The following is a 20202-nucleotide window of genomic DNA, read 5'->3' on the forward strand; positions in this document are numbered from 1 at the left end:
TCCCATGAACGGGCATGCATCGATGAACCGAATCTACCGTCTTGTCTGGAGCCATCGCCACGATGCCTGGGTCGTTGTCGCGGAAATCGCGCGCGGCCGCGGCAAGTCCAGTGGCGTGACGGGTTCGGAAGCCCGGGTGGGCGGCGCCGCCGCCGCCACGGTGACGGGGGAGGGCGCGGGGCGCTGGCGTGAGCGATTGCTGGGTGCGGCGCTGCTCACCCTCGGGATGAACGCCTTCGCGGCGCCGCCGGCAGCGGGCCAGCTGCCCACCGGCGGCAACGTGGTGGCCGGCCAGGCGGCGATCAGCCAGAGCGGCGCCCGGATGGACATCAACCAGGCCTCCAACCGCGCGGTGATCGACTGGAGCAGCTACAACGTGGGCGCCGCGGCCCAGGTGAACTACAACCAGCCGTCCGCCGCGTCGGCCACCCTCAACCGGGTGATGGACACCCAGGCCTCGCAGATCCTCGGCAAGATCACGGCCAACGGCCAGGTGGTGCTGGTCAACCCGAACGGCGTGTACTTCGGCAAGGGCTCCAGCGTGGATGTGGGCGGCCTGGTGGCCTCGACCCACGACGTCGCCAACGCCGACTTCATGGCCGGCAAGTCCAGCTTCGCCCGCAACGGCAGCACCGGCAGCGTCGTCAATGAAGGCGAACTGCGCGCCGCGCTGGGCGGTTACATCGCCCTGCTGGCGCCGGAAGTGCGCAATGAAGGCGTGATCGTCGCCCGGATGGGCACCGTCGCGCTGGCCTCGGGCGAGCGCGTCACCCTGCAGTTCGACGGCAACAACAGCCTCGCCGGCATCGTCGTCGAGCCCTCCAAGATCAAGGCTCTCGTCGAGAACAAGGGCGCCGTGGTGGCGCCGGGCGGGGTCATCATCCTGTCCGCGCGGGCCGTGGACCGCCTGCAGGGCGGCATCGTGCGCAACAGCGGCAAGCTCGAAGCCACCGGCATGGCCATGAAGGGCGGCAAGATCGTCCTGGAAGCCTCGGATCGCGTCGAGAACACCGGCACCGTCAGCGCCGACGCCGGCCGCGACGGCAGCCCGGCGGGCGAGGTGAGCGTCACCGCGCCGGTGGTCGTGAACAGCGGCACCATTTCCGCCAAGGGCGCCGCCGCCACCGAACCCGTGGTGGCCGGCGCCAGCCGCAGCGGCGGCCGCATCACCGTCACCGCCGACACCGTCACCCAGACCGCCACCGGCAAGCTGGATGTCTCCGGCGCCGACAAGGGCGGCGAAGTCACCGTCAAGGCGGCCCAGGACGTGGCCGTCTCCGGCACCGTGGACGCCACCGCCGAAGCAGGCGAGGGCGGCGCTGTCCACGTCGAGGCGGGCAACAACATCACTCTCTCTGCCGCCACCATGGATGTCTCCGGCGTCCTCGCCGGCGGGCAGATCCGCCTGGTCGGCGGCCAGCGCAAGGCGCCCACCGCGCCCGCCGACAACACCCCGCCCACCACCGCCATCCTCGACAGCAGCAGCCTGCGCGCCGGCAGCCGGCGTGGCCGCGGCGGCAGCATCACCCTGACCGGCGATCACGTCGGCCTGTTTGAAGGCACCGAGCTGGATGCCTCCGGTGCCACCGGCGGCGGAACCGTGCTGGTGGGCGGCGACTATCAGGGCAAGAACCCCGACATCGCCAACGCCCAGGCCACCTTCGTGGCCGATGGCGCGGTGATCCGCGCCGACGCCACCGACACCGGCAACGGCGGCAAGGTCATCGTGTGGGCCGACGGCAACACCCGCTTCCTCGGCCAGATCAGCGCCCGGGGCGGCGCGAATGGCGGCGACGGCGGCTTTGCCGAAGTCTCCGGCAAGGGCGTGCTGGATTTCCGCGGCCAGGTTGATCTGCTCGCCAGCGCCGGCCGCGCCGGCACCCTGCTGCTCGACCCGTACAACCTCACCATCAGCAGCGGCGCCGACACCATCGCCTCGGGCTTCGATGCCGACGGCGACGACTCGGTGCTCAATGTCGCCACCCTGCAGAACGCGCTGGCCAACGGCAACGTCACCGTCACCACCGGCAGCGGCGGCAGCCAGGCCGGCAACATCACCGTCGCCAGCACCCTGGGCTGGTTCTCGAACTACTCGCTGACCCTCACCGCCGCCAACAACATCACCGTGAACAGCGGCGTCTCGATGATCGCCGCCGGCAACGGCAACATGATCCTCACCGCCACCGGCGGTGCCCTCAGCAATGCCGGCACCGTGCGCACCTACGGCGGCAACCTCACCGTCGTCGCGGGCGGCGCGGTCTCGGGTGCCGGTGTGTATGACGTGGCCGGCACCGCCAGCTTCACCGCGGGCGGCAACATCGACCTCACCACCGCCACCAACCGCTTTGTCGGTGCGATGTCGCTGGCGACCACCAGCGGCAGCGTGCAGCTCGTCAATTCGGTGGCCACCGTGCTCAACGGCGCCAGCGCCACCAGCGGCGTGTCCATCGCCTCGGGCGGCTCGATCACCACCGGCGGCTCGGCTACCGGCCTCGATAGTGGCAGCGGTGCGCTGACCCTGACCACCGCCAGCGGCTCCAACGGCTCGATCAGCTACACCGGCAGCGTGCATGCTGGCGGCGACACCAGCGTGTCGGCCGATGGCCTGGGCGCCATCTCCCTGGCCCACATCACCGGCGCGGTGAAGGTCGTGTCGGCCTCGGCCGGCGGGGCGATCACCTTCGGCGACAGCAGCACCGGCGCCGTCACCCTCGATTCGGCCAGCGGCAACGTCATCAGCGGCACCGCCGGCAGCGCCGGCCAGGCCAGCGGCACCGTGTCGGTCACCGGCACCTCGATCACCCTGAACGACCCGATCCGCACCAAGGGCGGCCGGGTCAATCTCACCGCCACCAGCGGCGACGTGACCGCCCTTGCCGGCGCCAACATCGTCACCACCGCCGACGGCGACACCGGCACGGCGTCCGGCGTGGTCAGCGTGACCGCCCAGGGCAACGTGACCCTGCAGGCCATCACCACCACCGGCGCCAACAACCTGCTGGGCGTGGGCAGTAACGCCGCGGCGGTGGGCATCACCGCCACCACCGGCGACGTGAACGTGGGCGCCATCACCACCTCCGGTGGCGACGCAACCCCCGAGGCCTCGAACCCCACCAACCGCAACGGCGGCAATGCCGGCAACATCATCATCGGCGCCCCCGGCACGGGCAAGAAGATCTACCTGAACGGCGACCTGCTCGCCATCGGTGGCGGCTACTCCGGCGCCAGCACCCAGGGCCTGGGCGGCTACATCGAGCTGCAGACCCCGACCATCCTCACCGCCAACCGGCTGGTTTCCACCGGCGCCACCTCGGGCAACATCTACGCCCTGTCCACCATCGATTCGGATGGCACCGCGCGCAGCCTGACCCTCACCGCCGGCACCGGCGACGTGCGCCTGCGCGGCGTGGTCGGCGGCGCGGCGCCGCTGTCCAGCTTCACGGTGTCCTCGTCGGCCAACACCACCGTCGAGAAGAACCTCACCACCAACGCCGCCGGCGGCGTGACCATCAACGCCAGCTACAACATCCACCTGGGCGACGACACCGTGGCCAACGGCAGCGGCGCGATGACCGTGGACACCCGTACCGGCAACGGCACGGTGACCCTCAACACCATCAACACCTGGCTCGACGACGCCGTCACCTTCACCCGCGGCAGCGGCGCCATCAGCGTCGCCCAGAACCTCTACAGCAAGGCCGCCGAACGTAACGACCTGACCTTCAACGGCACCGGCGGCGGCGCCATCTCGGTGGGCTGGGACGTGGGCGGCGGCAGCGTCGGCGGCGCCAACAGCCTCGGCGACATCCTGGTCAGCACCGGCACCGACCTGAGCCTCAACCGCAACGTCTCGGCCAAGAGCCTGGTGGCGGTGAACAGCACCGGCCGCCTGCTCATCAATGGCAGCAACATCTACGCCCAGTATTACGACGGCGCCTCCGGCCTGCAGCTGCAGACCACCGGCAGCGCCAACAACGTGGCCGGCGACGAGAACGTCACCGTCTATGGCTCGGTCACCAGCACCGCCAGCGGCGCACCGATCAGCATCGCGGCCCCCAACGGCACGCTCACGCTCGCCAACTACGCCGACCTCACCACCGCCGCCGGCGCGATCACCCTCAGCGCCTCGGGCAACATCTCCAACGGCTACGACACCGACCTCACCAGCACCGGCGGCGCCATCACGGTCAGCTCCAGCGCCGGCGCACTCAACCTCACCGGCGACTACCTGGACATCACCACCACCAGCGGGCAGGTGAACCTCTCGGGCGTCGGCGTGACCTTCGGCAACACCGGCGCCGCCGGCATGGCCTCCACCGTGAACGCCGGCAGCGGCAAGATCCGCGTCAATGGCGGCGGCGGGCGCATCCAGTCGTACGGCACCCTCACCAGCACCGACGCCGACACCGCCGGCACCTCGGCGATCCTGCTGCAGAACGCCTATGTGGCCAGCGCCAGCAGTGGCGCGGTCGTCGTGCGCGCGGCCACCGCCACCGGCGGCACCCTCGAGATCGGCCAGCTCTCGGGTGGCTTGACGGCCAGCAACGCCGACGTGCGCGGCGACGTGCTCCAGTACGACTCCGGCGCCAGCTACAGCGACACCATCAACATCAAGACCCTGAAGGTGGCGTCCACCACCACCATCAATGTCGGCGACAACTCCAACATCATCGACGAGCTGGGCGGCGTGACCCTCGGCGGCGCCCTGACCATCCAGGCCAAGGGCCGCGTCACCGGCATGGCCCTCACCGGCGACGTCACCGCCACCGGGGTGGACATCCGCACCGGTGTGGGCGCCCTGGCCGTCGGCACCCGCAACATCACCGCCACCACCGGCAACGTGGTGCTGCGCGGCCGCGGCATCACCCAGTCGGCGGGCTCCACCATCTCGTCCACCTCCGGCACGGTCACGCTGTACGGCAGCGACTACGCCACCAACACCCTCGGGGATGTCACCCTCGCGGGCACCGTCAATGCGGGCAGCAACTCGAGCGCCGCGGTGACCATCGACGACACCGCCGCCGTGCAGCTGGGCGACATCACGGCGGGCGTCGCCGGCAACCGCGGCGGCCTGGTGCTCGGCAGCAACACCTACCAGAGCCTCAACGGCAGTGGCGGCCACTGGCTGTACGCGAATGGCGCCGTGAGCCAGGCGGCCAACACCGCGGTCAAGGTGGGCGTCATCCAGGCCTTCCAGCTGGGCGGCCCGCTGAACCTCAGCAACGTGACCAACGAGATCGGCCAGGTCGGCTATGTGCGCCGCGGCGGCGCGATCACCCTTTACGACAAGGATGCCGAGGGCAACGGGCTCCTGCTGACCAACATCTACGACGGCAGCTACGACACCCTGCTCACCGCAACCACCGAGGGCGCCATGACGCTGTCGGGCACCAACCGGGGCAAGGGCATGGTGCTGACCGCCGGTGCCGGTGGCTTCAGCGCCTCGGGCTCCATCGAAGGCCATCACGGCGGTGCCGGCAAGATCACCATCACCACCAGCGGCGGCGTCAACCTGACCGGCGGCACGATGTACGCCAAGGGTATCGAGATCTATTCCGGCGCTGCCGGAATCATCAACTCCGTCGATCTGCAGGCCCACCACGGCGGCGGTGACGACCTGATCCTCGACGCGGGGGGTGGCAACGTCACCCTCAACAACCGGCTCTACATCAGCGGCTCGGGCAACGACATCTTCATCCGCAACGCCAACAACGTTCAGCTCAACAACATCGAGCTGCACGGCGGCAGCAAGCTGGTGCTCGGCGGCGTCGGCACCGGCGTGGCCGGGGCCGACGTGCCGCTGACCGGCAACGTCACCCAGACCAGCCGCATCTATTCCGATTCCGACACCACCGACCTCAGCGGCGCTGTGAGCGGCTCCGTCAATCTCAATGGAAACAACGAGATCTACCGGCTCGGCTACTTCGCCACCGGCGGCAATTTCAACCTCTACGACATCAATCGCAACCTGACGGTGGTCGGTGCCGTCTCGTCGGCCACCGGCAACGTCAGCATCTCCAACGGCAACTACGGCATCACCCTGGCCAGCGCCGGCAGCCTCACCGCCAACACCGCCACCAAGTCGGTCAGCGTGGGCGGCTACGGCGGCAACACCAACGGCTGGGTCAACATCCAGGGCGCCATCAGCGCCGGCACCGGCGGCATCGCCCTCACCGGCGGCGGCAACATCACCAACAACAGCACCGGCACCCTCACCACCGGCGGCAGCGCGATGATGCGCTCGGTGTACGGCAGCCTCACCCTCGGCGGCGACATCAGCGCCGGCGCCAACGGCATCCAGCTCACCTCGGGCGGCACCATCACCCAGACCGCCGGCGTCCTCACCACCCCCGGCGCGGTGTCCGGCCCCGACCAGAGCGGCGGCACCTCGCCCACCTACGCCAACCCGTCGGCCCTGGGCGCGATCAGCCTCACCGGCAACAACGTGATCGGCAGCGTCGGCCCCTTCTACCTGAACAACGCCAGCAGCGGCGCCTTCAGCCTGAACGACACCACCGGCGGCCTGACCCTCACCGGCCCGATCAAGACCTCCACCGGCAACGTCACCCTCACCACCAACGGCGGTGCCCTCAACCTGGCCACCTACGGCATCTCCGCCGGCGAATACGCCAGCGGCGGCGCCAACATCGCCCTCACCGGCCGCGGCATCATCCAGGCCGCCGGCAGCATCAACGCCACCGGCGGCAGCGTCGGCACCGGCCCGTCCACCGGCACCAGCGGCGGCACCATCACCCTCACCGGCCACGACGGCACCGCCGCTGGCGACATCGTGCTGAGCGGCACGGTGCAGACCGCCAGCGCCAGCGCCAGCGCCAGCGCGGTCACCATCCGCGGCACCAGCGCCCTGGCCCTGCCCAACATCAGCGCCCCCAACGGCGGCCTGGTACTCGGCGACAGCACCCCGACCATCGGCGCCATCACCGGCGCGATCACCCAGAGCGCCACCACCTCGGTGGATGTCAAGACCCTCAACGTCACCGGCGGCAGCTCGGCGGTGCTCGCCAACACCGGCAACAAGATCTTCCAGCTGGGGGCGATCTCGGTGGGCGACAACGCCGCCGTCCAGTACGACTTCGACGCCTACGATTCCACCTCCGGCCTCTCGCTGACGCAGAGCATCACCAGCGCCGGCGGCCTGCGCCTGCGCACCGCCACCGGCGACGGCGCCAGCGGCGCGCTGGCCATCGGCGTGCGCAGCATCACCGCCCACGGCGACGTGTTCCTGGGCGGCGACAGCGTGACCCAGTCCCTCGGCTCCGTCATCGATGCCGACAGCGGCAGCATCCGCGTCGATGGCGGCAGCAACGCCTTCAACATCAGCCTGCTCGGCACCACCCAGACCGCCAGCACCGCCGGCACCGCCATCGAGATCGTCGGCGCCACCAACGCCACCCTCAACGTGGTTTCGGCCACCGCCGGCACGGTGACCCTCGGCGTCACCGGCAAGGAGCTCACCGGCACCGTTGCCCAGGTCGCCGACACCGGCACCCTGTCGGCCGCCACGCTGGCGGGCAAGGCCGGTGTGGTCACCCTCAACAAGACCTATCTGGACAACCTCGGCAGCTTCATCACCACCGGCGCGCTCACCCTGAAGGATCTGGGCGGCGCCGGCACCGCCGGCCTCAAGCTCACCGGCAACGTGGTGGCCGGCGCGGCCTCCAGCATCGAGACCACCGACGGCGTCCTCGACCTCGACACCCACAGCGTCGACGCCACCGGTGTCGACATGGTGCTGAAGGGCGTCGCGGTGTCCCAGACCACCGGCTCGTCGATCAAGTCCACCACCGCCTCGATCTTCGGCAACACCGGCAACATCACCCTCGACAGCGCCCTCAACGACTTCACCGGCCAGGTCACCGTCACCTCCACCGGCAGCCAGGTGTCGATCCGCGACGCCAACCAGCTGAGCATGAACGCCCTCACCGGCAAGCTGGCCCAGAGCACCTCGATCACCGCCATCGCCGGCACCCAGCTCGTGCTGGCCACCGAAAACCTCACCACCACCACCGGCAACATCGAGTTCCGCTCCCTCGACGGCAACCTGACCACCCCGGGCACCCTCACCACCGGCTCGGGCAGCGTCTCGCTGTACGCCACCACCTCCACGCCGGGCTCCGCCACCAACGGCAACGTGCAGGTCAACCAGACCATCACCACCGGCAGCGGCAGCGTGAATGTGGTCGCCCAGAAGGAGGTCAACCTCTCCAAGAGCGTGATCTCCACCAGCGGCAACCTGCTGCTCTCCGGCGACACCATCACCCACTCCACCGGCTCGGCCGGCGCCCCGCTGATGCTCCAGACCGGCGGCGCGGGCACCATCGACGTCACCGCCTCCGGCACCGGCGGCTTCGTGATGGGCCAGTACTACAGCTACCAGGCGGGCACCGGCACCATCTCCATCACCTCCGGCTCCACCGCGGATCTGGCCAACATCAGCTCCAGCGGTGCCGTCACGGTGGATGCCGTCGGCCTCGTCCAGCAGGTCGGGGCGGGCGCCACCATTGCGTCGGATTCCCTCGCCGTCACCACCGCCAACAACGGCAGCATCACCCTCACCAACGCCACCAACGACGTGGCCAAGCTGAGCCTCCGCAGCCGCAACGCCGGGGGCGCGGCGGCTGGCAGCGGCACCATCACCTACAACGACGCCAACGGCTTCGCGGTGCGCCAGATCGAGACCACCGGCGCCGCCACGCTCACCGCCCACGGGGCGATCTCCACCGACAGCAGCGGCTTCCCCGGCACCGTCGTGGCCGACACCCTCACGGTGAAGTCCCTCAGCAACAGCGGCGCCGACATCATCCTCAACGCCGCCGGCAACGACGTGAACAGCCTCACCGTCAAGGTGCGCGACGCCGCCGACGCGGCCATCGCCGGCAGCACGTCCACCCCCAGCGGCACCATCCGCTTCACCGACGCCGACGGCTTCTCGGTGACCAGCGTCGAAACCCTGGGCAGCACCGTGCTGAGTTCCGCCGGCCCGGTCACCCAGACTGGCGCGATCTTGTCGGCCAAGCTCGGCCTGCAGGGCAGCGGCAGCTACACCCTCAACGCCGCCAACACCGGCGTGCCCCTCAACGAGGTCAGCACCTTCGCCTCCGACGCCACCGGCGCGGTCAACCTGTCCAGCAAGCTCGCGCTGACCATCGGCTCGGTCAATCCGACCGGCATCACCACCGGCGGCGCGTCCATCAGCCTGTCGGCCCCGGGCATCGACTCGGCCGGCCAGACCATCGACACCCGCAGCGCCACCCCGGGCACTGCCGGCGGTTCGGTGAGCCTCACCACCACCGCCACTGGCAGCACCGGCAACCTGCGCACCGGCAACATCATCACCTCGGGTTCCGATGCCGACATCGGCCTCGGCGGCGCCGGCGGCGATGCCGGCAACATCACCCTCACCACCGCCGGCGACACCCTCACCGTGGCGGGCACCATCACCGCCCGAGGCGGTGCCGGCGACGGCGCTGGGGCCATCGGCAACAGCGGCACGGTGCGCCTCAACGCCGCGGCCGGCGCAGTCAGCCAGGCCGACGGCAGCAACGAGATCAACGCCGGCAAGCTGCTGGTGAACGCCGCCAAGGCCTCCAGCCTGCTCGACACCACCAACGCCGTCGATCTGGTGGCAGCCAGGATCACCGGCGTCGGCGAAGGCTTCACCTACCGCAGCGGCGCCGATTACGCCGTGGGCGGCGGCGACGGTGTCGTCACCGGCATCAGCACCCAGGGCGGCGCCATCGACCTGGGCAGCAGCCCGGTGGCCGTCACCGTCAGCGAAGCCGTCACCACCCGCGGCGGCAGCTTCAGCGCCACCGGCGTGGGCAGCTTCGATTCGTCCTCGGTCGCCATCTCCACCCTCGGCGACATCACCTACGCCGCCGGCGCCTACCAGAACGGCGGGGCGATCCACGTCGCCACCACCGCCAGCGGCGGCAACGTCCACACCGGCACCCTGATCACCAGCGGCAGCGCCGGTGCCAGCGGCGCTTCGGCGGGCAGCGTCACCCTCAACGCCGACGGCGTGCTCACCACTTCCACCATCACCGCGCTGGGCCAGGGCACCGGCACCGGCGGCGCGGTGGATCTCACCGGCGGCAGCGGCGTGCATCTGGCCGGCTCCATCGACACCAGCGGCGGCGTGGCCGCCTCGGCAGCGGCCGGCGGCAACATCAGCATCACCGGCGCGGCCCAGGTCACCGGGGGCGACCGCGTGCTCAGCACCGGCGCAGGCAGTGGCGACGTGGTCTTCAACGGCAGCCTCGACGCTGACGGCACCCCGCGCGGCCTCACCGTATCGGTGGGCACCGGTAACGCCACCTTCAGCAGCGCGGTTGGCGGCACCAGCCCCCTCGGCGCGCTGGTGGTCAACAGCGCCGGCACCACCCGCTTCGACGGGGCGGTGAGCGCCGCCAGCGTCACCACCGACGAGCCGGGCTCCACCCTGCTGAACGGCAACGTCACCACCACCAGCGGCGCGCAGGTCTATCACGACATCGTCGAAGTCCGCTCGGGCATCACCCTCGGCACCGCCAACGGCGCCGTCACCTTCGACAAGACCGTGGATTCCCAGACCGGCGAGACCAACGCCCTCACGGTCAGCACCGGCAGCGGCAACGTCACCTTCACCGACGTGGTCGGCGGCACCACCGCCCTCGGCGCGGTCACGGTCAACAGCACCGGCACCACCAAGTTCAACGCGGCGGTGACTGCGGCCAGCGTGGCCACCAACGCCGGCGGCACCACCCAGATCAACGGCAACATCACCACCACCGGCACCCAGACCTACAACGACGCGGTCGAGCTGCAGGCTCCGCTCGCCTTCGCCACCACCAACAGCGCGGTCACCTTCGGTGGCACCGTCGATTCCCAGGTCACCGGCGGCGTGGGCGAAGCCAACCCGCTCACCGTCAATGCCGGCTCCGGCGACGTGAGCTTCATGGGCGTGGTCGGCGGCGCCGTGAAGGGCGCGCCGGGCGCGATCGTGGTGAACAGCAGCGGCACCACCCTGTTCAACGCGGCCGTCACGGCAGCCAGCGTCACCACCGACGCCCCGGGCAAGACCCAGCTCGGCGGCAACATCACCACCACCGGCGCCCAGCACTTCCAGGACGACGTGGAGGTGCTCACCGGCGTCAGCCTCGCCACCACCAACAGCGCGGTCACCTTCGACAAGGCCGTCGATTCGGCCGCCGGCCAGACGGCGGCCCTCACCGTGGGCAGCGGCAGCGCCGACGTCACCTTCAGCGGCCTGGTCGGCGGCACCACCGCCCTCGGCGCCCTGGCGGTGGATAGCACCGGCACCACCCTGTTCGCCGACGCGGTGCACGCGGCCAGCGTCACCACCAACGTCGGCGGCACCACCCGCCTCGGCGGCAACGTGACCACCAGCGGCGCCCAGACCTACAACGACGCGGTCGAGCTCCTCACGGGCGTCACCGTCACCACCACCAACAGCGCGGTCAGCTTCGGCGGCACGCTGAACTCCGAAGCCGGCGAGGGCAACAACCTCACCGTGGTCGCGGGCAGCGGCGACGTGGGCTTCACCGGTGCGGTAGGCGGCGCGGCCAATGGCCGCCTCGGCACCCTCACCGTCACCAGCGCCCACGACGTGACCGCCAACGCGATCAGCGCCGGCGCGCTGGTCCAGACCGCCGGCAGCGGCACCACCACCCTGAACGGCGCCGTCGATACCGACACCGCCGCCGGGGTCAGCCTCGCCGGCACCCATCTCGCGGTGAACGCCGGCATCACCACCACCAACGCGGGCGGCGTCACCCTCAATCAAAGTGGCACCACGGCGCTGTCGGCGTCCGGCGACATCAACGCCGACGGGGCCGTCCACATCACCGCCGGTGGCGGCATCAGCACCGCGGGCGACATCATCACCAACGGCGCCGATGTCACCTTCGCGTCCGCCACCACCCTGACCGGCCCGGTCAGCATCAACACCGGCGGCGGCACCAGCACCATCCAGTTCGCCAGCACGGTCGATAGCGACGCCGCCGGCACCCCGCGCACCCTGCGCCTCGCCACCGGCAGCGGCGGCCTCAACTTTGTTGCCGCGCTGGGTGGCACCCACGCCCTCGACGAGCTGCGCCTCGAATCGGCCGGCGTCATCACCCAGAGCGGTGGCGCGCCGATCAAGGCCGCCAAGCTGGCCATCAAGTCGGCCGGCAACGTCACCCTCACCAACACCGGCAACGACGTGGATGTGCTCGCCGCACTGCTCTCCGGCGGCGCCAGCCTGGCCTTCGTGGATCAGGACGGCGTCGAGGTCGGCACCGTCGACACCGCCGCGCTGCAGATCGTCGGCATCACCAACACCGCCGGCAGCTCCAACGTCAGCCTGACCCTCGGCGGCCCGCTGACCCAGGCCGTGGGCTCCCCGATCCTGATCGGCGGCAACCTGACCCTCGACACCTCCGCATACGAAGCCGCCGACGTTGCCGTCAAGAACGTCCACGCCGCCGGCACCGTGCTCGACGACTCCCTGATCGCCGGCGCCTTCACCCTCGACAGCACCGGCGCCGTCACCCAGAAGGCCGGCACCCCGCCGGCCGAGGATGCCTTCCTGCAGGTGGGCGGCAGCTTCGATCTGGTCGGCGCAGGCCAGTTCAGCTCCGGCAATTCGTCGAAGAACCTCATCGGCGGTGGCTCGGCAGCCGTGTCGGGCAACGAGATCCGCCTGTTCGGCGTGATCACCCTCAGCATGAGCGGCACCACCCTGCAGGCCTCGGCCTTCAACGGGGTGACCACCTCCACCGCCAGCGTCGCCGGCGCCAAGCTCGCCAGCGGCCTGCAGGTGGTGTCGGACGCCGGTGGCAAGACCATCTCGGCGGTCGCCGGCGGCAACGCCATCGTGCTGGGCGACAGCAACAACATCGGCGGCCTGCTGAAGATCACCACCAAGGGCACCTTCAGCGACTCCGGCTCGTCGGGCATTACCGGCATCAACCAGTCCGGCGCGCTGGATCTGGGCTCGGTCAGCCTGATCGTCCAGCAGAGCGCCGCCAACGCCGGTTCCGCCGTGAGCGGCGCCGGTGCCCTCAACCTCGCCAACGCCGGCAACCAGTTCAGCGGCAGCGTGGCCGCCACCGCGGTGGGCATGAACGCCACCCTCAACGCCAGCGGCGATCTGGCCCTCGGCTCGGTGACCGCCGCCAACCTGGCGGTGGGCAGCACCGGCAACCTCACCCAGGCTGCCAACACCGCGGTCCGCGTGGGCACGCTGGCGATCACCGGCGCCCAGTCGGTCACCCTCGACAACGCCAACCGCATCGGCACCGTGGCTGCCAGCAGCGTCTCCGGCGCGCTGTCCCTCGCCAACGCCCAGACCCTGGCGGTGGGCACCGCCGGCGGCATCGACGGCATCACCGCCAGCGGTCCGGTCACCCTGCGCACCACCAGCGGCGACATCGTGCTCGACAAGGGCATCACCGTCAGCGGCGCGTCCGACATCACCCTGGCCTCGGCCGCCAACTTCACCAACCACGCCGGCGCCGCCGCGCTGACGGTGGATGCCGGCCACTGGCAGGTGTGGTCCACCGACCCGGCAGCCGACACCCTCGGCGGCCTCGCGCCGGACCTCAAGCAGTACGACGCCACCTACGGCACCACCAGCGTGCTGGGCACCGGCAACGGCCTGCTCTACACCCTGGCGCCGGAGCTCTCCGTGGCCCTCACCGGCAGCGTCGAGCGGGTCTATGACTCGACCACCGCCGCCACGCTCGTCCAGGGCAACTACAACGTCACCGCCGGGCTCGTCGGCAGCGACGCGGTCGTCTTCGGCACCGTCGGCAGCTTCGACGACAAGAACGTCGGCAGCGCCAAGAAGGTTTCGGTCAGCCCGGTGATCGACTCGGCCAGCGCCGGCAGCATCGTGGTGTATGGCTACAAGCTCGCCAGCGGCTCCACCGCGATCGACGCCAACATCGGCAAGATCACCAAGGCCACCCTCAGCGCCGTCACCGGCATCACCGCCAGCGACAAGACCTACGACGGCAACGACAGCGCCACCCTCGCCACCGGCTCGGCCGGCTTCACCGGCAAGTACGCCGGCGACGTGCTGGCGGTCGATACCGCCACCGGCCACTTCGCCAGCAAGAACGCCAGCGCCACCTCGGGCACGGTGAACATCACCGGCATCACCCTCACGGGCACCGACGCCGGCAACTACGCCCTGGCCGACACCACCGCCAGCACCACCGCCACCATCAACCCCTACGCGGTCAGCCTCACCGGCAGCCGCGTGTACAACGGCACCACCGTGGTGGGCACGGGCGACCTGACCCTTGGCACGCTGGTGGGCAGCGAAACCCTCACCCTGTCGGGCGCCGGCAGCGTGGCGACCCGCCACGTGGGCACCGGCAAGACGGTGGACGTGAGCGGCCTTTCCCTGGTGGGTGACGGCACCGCCGGCGCCGGCCTCGCCAGCAACTACACCTTCGTGGGCGGCACCCAGACGGTGAACGTGACGAAGGCCAATCTGTCGGTGACCACCTCCGACGTGACCAAGACCTACGACGGCAGCCTCGCGGCGTCCGGCACGGCGGTGGTCGCGGCGGGCGGCACCCAGCTCTTCGGCGGCGACACGCTGTCGGGCGGCACCTTCGCCTTCACCAACGCCAACGCCGGCACCAACAAGACGGTGAACACCAGCGCGGTGACGGTGAACGATGGCAACAGCGGCGGCAACTACACCGTCAGCTACGTGGCCAACACCACCAGCACCATCGACAAGGCGACGATCACCGTCAGCACCAGCAACGTCACCAAGACCTACGACGGCACCCTGAGCGCCGCCGGCACGGCCGTGGTCACGTCTGGCACGCTCTTCAACAACGCCAGCAACGGCGGTGCGCTGGACAACCTCTCGGGTGGCAGCTTCGCCTTCACCAACGCCAACGCGGGCACCGGCAACAAGACGGTCACCGTGGGCGGCGTGACGGTGAATGACGGCGCCAGCGGCGGCAACTACACCGTCACCTACGCCAGCAACACCACCAGCACCATCAACAAGGCGGCGATCACCGTCGGCACCAGCGACGTGACCAAGGCCTACGACGGCGGCCTGTCGGCCAACGGCACCCCGGTCGTGCTGTCCGGCACGCTCTACAGCAACGCCAGCAACGGCGGCGCGCTCGACAGCCTGTCGGGCGGCACCTACGCCTTCACCGACAAGAACGCCGGCAGCGGCAAGACGGTGACGGTGGGCGGCGTGACGGTGAATGACGGCGCCAGCGGCGGCAACTACGCCGTCACCTACGCCAGCAACACCACCAGCACCATCGACCGCGCCCAGCTGACGGTGGTGGCCGACGTGGCCGACCGGACCTACGACGGCACCATCAACGCCACCCTCAACGGCATGAGCCTCGTCGGCCTGGTGGGCAGCGAGACGGTGATCCCGGTCTCCGCCGGCACCCCCCGCTTTGTCGACAAGAGCGCCGGCACCGGCAAGACCGTGACCATCACCGGCATCGGCCTGCTGGACGGCATCAACGGTGGCGTCGCCACCAACTACCAGGTGGCCTCCACCGCCACCGGCACGGCCAGCATCGCCAGGGCCAACGTGAACGTGGTTGGCGTGGTGGCCATGGACAAGGTGTACGACGGCACCACCACCGCCACCATCAACACCAGCGTGGCGGGCCTCACCGGCGTGATCGGCGCCGACGACGTGAGCATCGGCACCATCACCGGCAGCTTCGACACCAAGAACGTCGGCACCAACAAGCTGGTGAACGGCAGCGCCTTCGTGCTGTCGGGCGCGGATGGCGGCAACTACAACCTGATCCAGCCCACCGGCATGCACGCCAGCATCACCCCGCGTGCCCTGACGGTGTCCGCCACCGGCGTCGACAAGGTGTACGACGGCACCACCACGGCCACCGTCAGCCTGGCGGACAACCGGGTGAACGGCGACGTGCTGACCCTCGGCTACACCGCCAACTTCCTCGACAAGAACGTCGGCCTCAACAAGTACGTGGGGGTTTCCGGCATCAGCCTGTCGGGCACCGACGCAGGCAACTACACCGCCAACACCACCACCGCCGCCTTCGCCAACATCAGCAAGGCCACGCTGAACGTGTCGGCCGCCGGCATCAACAAGGCCTACGACGGCACCGCCGCCGCCAGCGTCACCCTGTCCGACAACCGGGCCAGCGGCGACAGCCTCGCCGTCAGCTACACCGGCGCCGCCTTCAGCGACGCCAACGGCGGCCTGGGCAAGACGGTGACGGTGAACGGCATCAGCGTGACCGGCGCCGACATCGGCAACTACACCTTCAACACCACCGCCATCACCACCGCCGACATCCTCGGCCGCCTGCTCACCATCTCCGGCGTGCAGGCCCTGGGCAAGGTGTATGACGGCACCACCGCGGCTGTGCTCGGCACCGGCGGTGCCGTGCTGTCCGGCCTGCTGGACGGTGACGTGGTGAGCGTGGGCCTCGGCAGCGGCGTGTTCGCCGACAAGAACGCCGGCACCGGCAAGGCGGTCACCGTTACCGGCATCGCGCTCTCGGGCGCCAACGCGGGCTCCTACACGCTGCAGCTGCCGGTCGGCCTCACCGCCGACATCACCCCGGCCAGCCTGACGGCGGTCACCGGCATCACCGCCGCCAGCAAGGTGTACGACGGCAACGTGGCGGCCGCCCTCAACACCGGCGCGGCGGGCTTCAGCGGCAAGCTGGCGGGCGACGTGCTGAGCGTGGCCAGCGCCAGCGGCGTTTTTGCCGACAAGAACGCCGGCACCGGCAAGACGGTGACCATCGGCAACGTGGTGCTGGGCGGTGCGGACGCAAGCAACTACGTCTTCACCGGCACGGCCACCACCACCGCCGACATCACCCCGAAGGCGATCACCGTGAGCGGCATCACCGCCAGCAACAAGGTGTACGACGCCACCACCGCCGCCACCCTCAACACCGGCGCCGCCAGCTTCAGCGGCCTGGTGGGCAGCGACAGCGTGGGCGTCAGCGGCACCGGCCAGTTCGCCGACAAGAACGTCGGCACGGCCAAGCCGGTGGCGATCACCAGCCTCGTCCTCGACGGCGCCGACGCCGGCAACTACACGGTGACGACCCGCGCGGCACCGACTGCCGACATCACCCCGCGGGCCCTCACCGCCGGTGGCATCAGCGCCGCCAGCAAGGTGTACGACGGCACCACCGCGGCCACCCTCGACACCGCTGCCGGCCGCCTCACCAGTGGCGTGCAGGGTGCCGACGACGTGAGCCTGGTGGCCACCGGGGCCACCGGCAGCTTCGCCAGCAAGCACGTGGGCGTGGCCAAGGCGGTCACCGTCAGCGGCCTGGCCCTGGGCGGCGTCGATGCAGGCAACTACACCATCGGCGATGCGGCGGCGTTTGCCGACATCACCGCCAAGGCCCTCACCGCCAGCGGCATCGTTGCCGCCAACAAGGTGTACGACGGCACCCGCGTGGCCAGCCTCGACACCGGCGCTGCGGTGCTGGCCGGCGTGGTGATGGGCGACACGGTGGGCATCGACGCCAGTGGCGTCACCGGCAGCTTTGCCAACAAGCAGGCTGGCAATGCCAAGGCGGTGACCATCGCCGGCCTGGGCCTCACCGGCGCCGACGCCGGCAACTACACGGTCAGCGACCTCTCCGGCGCCACTGCCGACGTGGCCGCCCGTGCCCTGACGGTTGCTGCCAGCACCACCGGCAAGTTGTACGACGGCAGCACCAGCGCCCCGGTCAGCCTGTCCGACAATCGTCTGGCCGGCGATCTGCTGAACCTGTCCTACACCAGCGCCAGCTTCGATACGGCAGAGGTCGGCCTCGGCAAGCCGATCCAGGTGCAGGGCATTGCCCTGGCCGGTGCCGACGCGGGCAACTACCGCCTCGTTGCCACCACCGCCAGCACCACCGGCAACATCTCGGCGCTGGACAGCGTCGTCCCGCCGCCGCCGGTTCCGGCCACCCCGGTCACCACCTACACGCCGGTGCAACCCCAGGCGCAGGTGTTCGATTCGGCCCTGCCGGGCACGGGCGGCTCCACCGGCGTGGTGGGTGGCTCGGGTGGCGTTTCCGGCGGTCTCGCTGGCGGTAGCGCCAGCAGCGGCCTCACCGGCGCCACGGGAGGCGGTCTTGGCGGTGCGGGCGGAGGTCTGGGTGGCAGTGGCACCGCGTCGTCCGGCCTGGGCTCGGTTGGTTCGGGCGGCATCGCCTCGGGCGCCGGCATCGGTTCCGGTTCCGGTACGGCGGGCAGCGGCGGCGTGCAGGCGGGGGCTCCGGCCACCGCAGGAAGCGGCGGTGTGTCCGGCGCGGTTTCGGCGCCGGCCGCTGGCAGCGGTTCGGGGGCGTCGGCGGCGGTGGCTTCCGAGGGCAGCCAGTCCGGCGTCAATGTGCAGCTCCTGCAGGCACCGGCGGCCACGCAGACGGGCCTCGTGCGGGTGAGCATCCCGCGCGGCGAGTCCACCTTCGTGTTCAACGTGCCGAAGGATGTGTATGCCGGCGAAGGGCAGTCTGCCCTTGCCGCCAGCACCATCCGCATGGAAAACGGCAGCCCGGTGCCGGCGTGGATCAAGCACGATCCGCAGAGCATGAGCGTGTCGGCCACCAACGTGCCGCCGGGCGGTCTGCCGGTGCGCCTGCTGCTGACCATCGGCGGCAAGGTGACCACCGTGGTCATCGGCACCACCGACCAGGGCGGCCAGTAAGCGCCAGCAAGGGCTGGGAGGGGGAGGGCGGCAGTGGTCGCCCTCCTGAGAGATCGGCGAGTTTCCACCCGGCCGGGGCAGCCAGCCGGGTGGAGACTCGCCGATTTTTCGTTGACCGGCGCGGGCGTCATCCGGCCATCACCTGGCGGTAACGCCCGTGCAGCATCCGCCGGCGACACTGCGCGGATGGACAACGCCGGACTCGTCTGCCAGGAAATCGTCAGCCACAAGGGCCCGCTGCGGGTTGCCGTGGTGACCGAAACCTATCCGCCCGAAATCAACGGGGTGGCGATGACCACCGGCCGCATGGTGGAGGGGCTCGTCGCCGCCGGCCACCGGGTGGATCTGATCCGCCCGCGCCAGGCCCACGAAGGGGCCGTCATCGCCGCCGACGGGGTGGAGCAGATGCTCGCCCGGGGCATCCCGATCCCGAAATACGCCAACCTGCAGCTCGGCCTGCCGGCCCAGAAGGTGCTGCTGCGGCGCTGGTCGCACCAGCGGCCGGACGTGGTGCAGGTGGTCACCGAAGGGCCGCTGGGCTGGTCGGCGCTCACCGCGGCGCGCAAGCTGCGCCTGCCGGTGATCAGCGAGTTCCACACCAACTTCCATCGCTACACCGGCCACTATGGCGTGGGCTGGCTCAAGCGCCCCATCGCGGCCTACCTGCGCAAGTTCCACAACCGGGCCGACCTGACCCTGGTGCCCACCCGCGCCCTGTGCGCCGAGCTGGCGGGGCAGGGCATCCCGCGGGTGGATGTGGTCTCCCGCGGGGTGGATACGACCCTCTTCGATCCCGCCCGGCGCAGCGACGCCCTGCGCCGCCAGTGGGGGCTGGCGCCCGATGATCTGGCGGTGCTGTACGTGGGTCGCGTCGCCCCCGAGAAGAACCTGGCCCTGCTGGAGCAGGCCTTCGTGGCCGTCCGAGCCCGTCACCCCCGGGCGCGGCTGGTGCTGGTGGGTGATGGCCCGGCCCTGCCGCAGCTGCGGGCGCGCCTGCCGGAGGCGGTGTGCGTCGGCGCCCAGACCGGCGTGCTGCTGGCCGCGCATTACGCCAGCGCCGACCTGTTCGTGTTTCCAAGTCTTACCGAAACCTATGGCAACGTGGTTGCGGAGGCGCTCGCCAGCGGCCTGCCGGTGGTAGCCTATCGGGATGCTGCTGCCCATGAACTGATCGACCACCGGGTGCACGGCTGGCTGGCCGAGCCCGGCGACGAGCCCGGCTTCGTGGCCGGGGCGGTGGCGCTGGCCGAATCTCCCGACCTTCGCGCGAGCCTGCATCTGGCGGCGCGGGCCCGGGTGGATAGTCTGGCGTGGCGGGTGATCGTCGAACGGCTGGTGGGAATCCAGCGCCAGGTGATCCTCAGCGCCCCGATCTTCGCCCGCCGATAGGGCCCGTCACCGCGTCCAGCCTTCAGGGCAGCAGCTGGATGCCGATAGAGAGCGACAGGCCTTCGCAACGGGTTGCGAAAGGTCGAGTCCGCATGCCGATCCAGGTC

The 20202-nt window shown here is 70.5% G+C and carries 2 protein-coding genes; both read left to right on the top strand.

All coding sequences use genetic code 11. From position 1 onward, the window contains the following. Positions 1–22 precede the first annotated feature (22 nt). Entirely contained in the window at positions 23–18706 is an 18684-nt protein-coding gene (locus Q0672_RS10340; RefSeq protein ID WP_298621958.1) for a YDG domain-containing protein, read from the top strand. 186 nt (positions 18707–18892) lie between these two features. Continuing rightward, positions 18893–20095 (top strand): glycosyltransferase family 1 protein, encoded by a 1203-nt coding sequence (locus tag Q0672_RS10345; protein ID WP_298621960.1) that lies wholly within the window; start codon positions 18893–18895, stop codon positions 20093–20095. Positions 20096–20202: the final 107 nt, after the last annotated feature.

The sequence above is a fragment of the uncultured Zoogloea sp. genome (genome assembly GCF_937894855.1).
In the GTDB taxonomy this organism is placed as follows: domain Bacteria; phylum Pseudomonadota; class Gammaproteobacteria; order Burkholderiales; family Rhodocyclaceae; genus Zoogloea; species Zoogloea oryzae.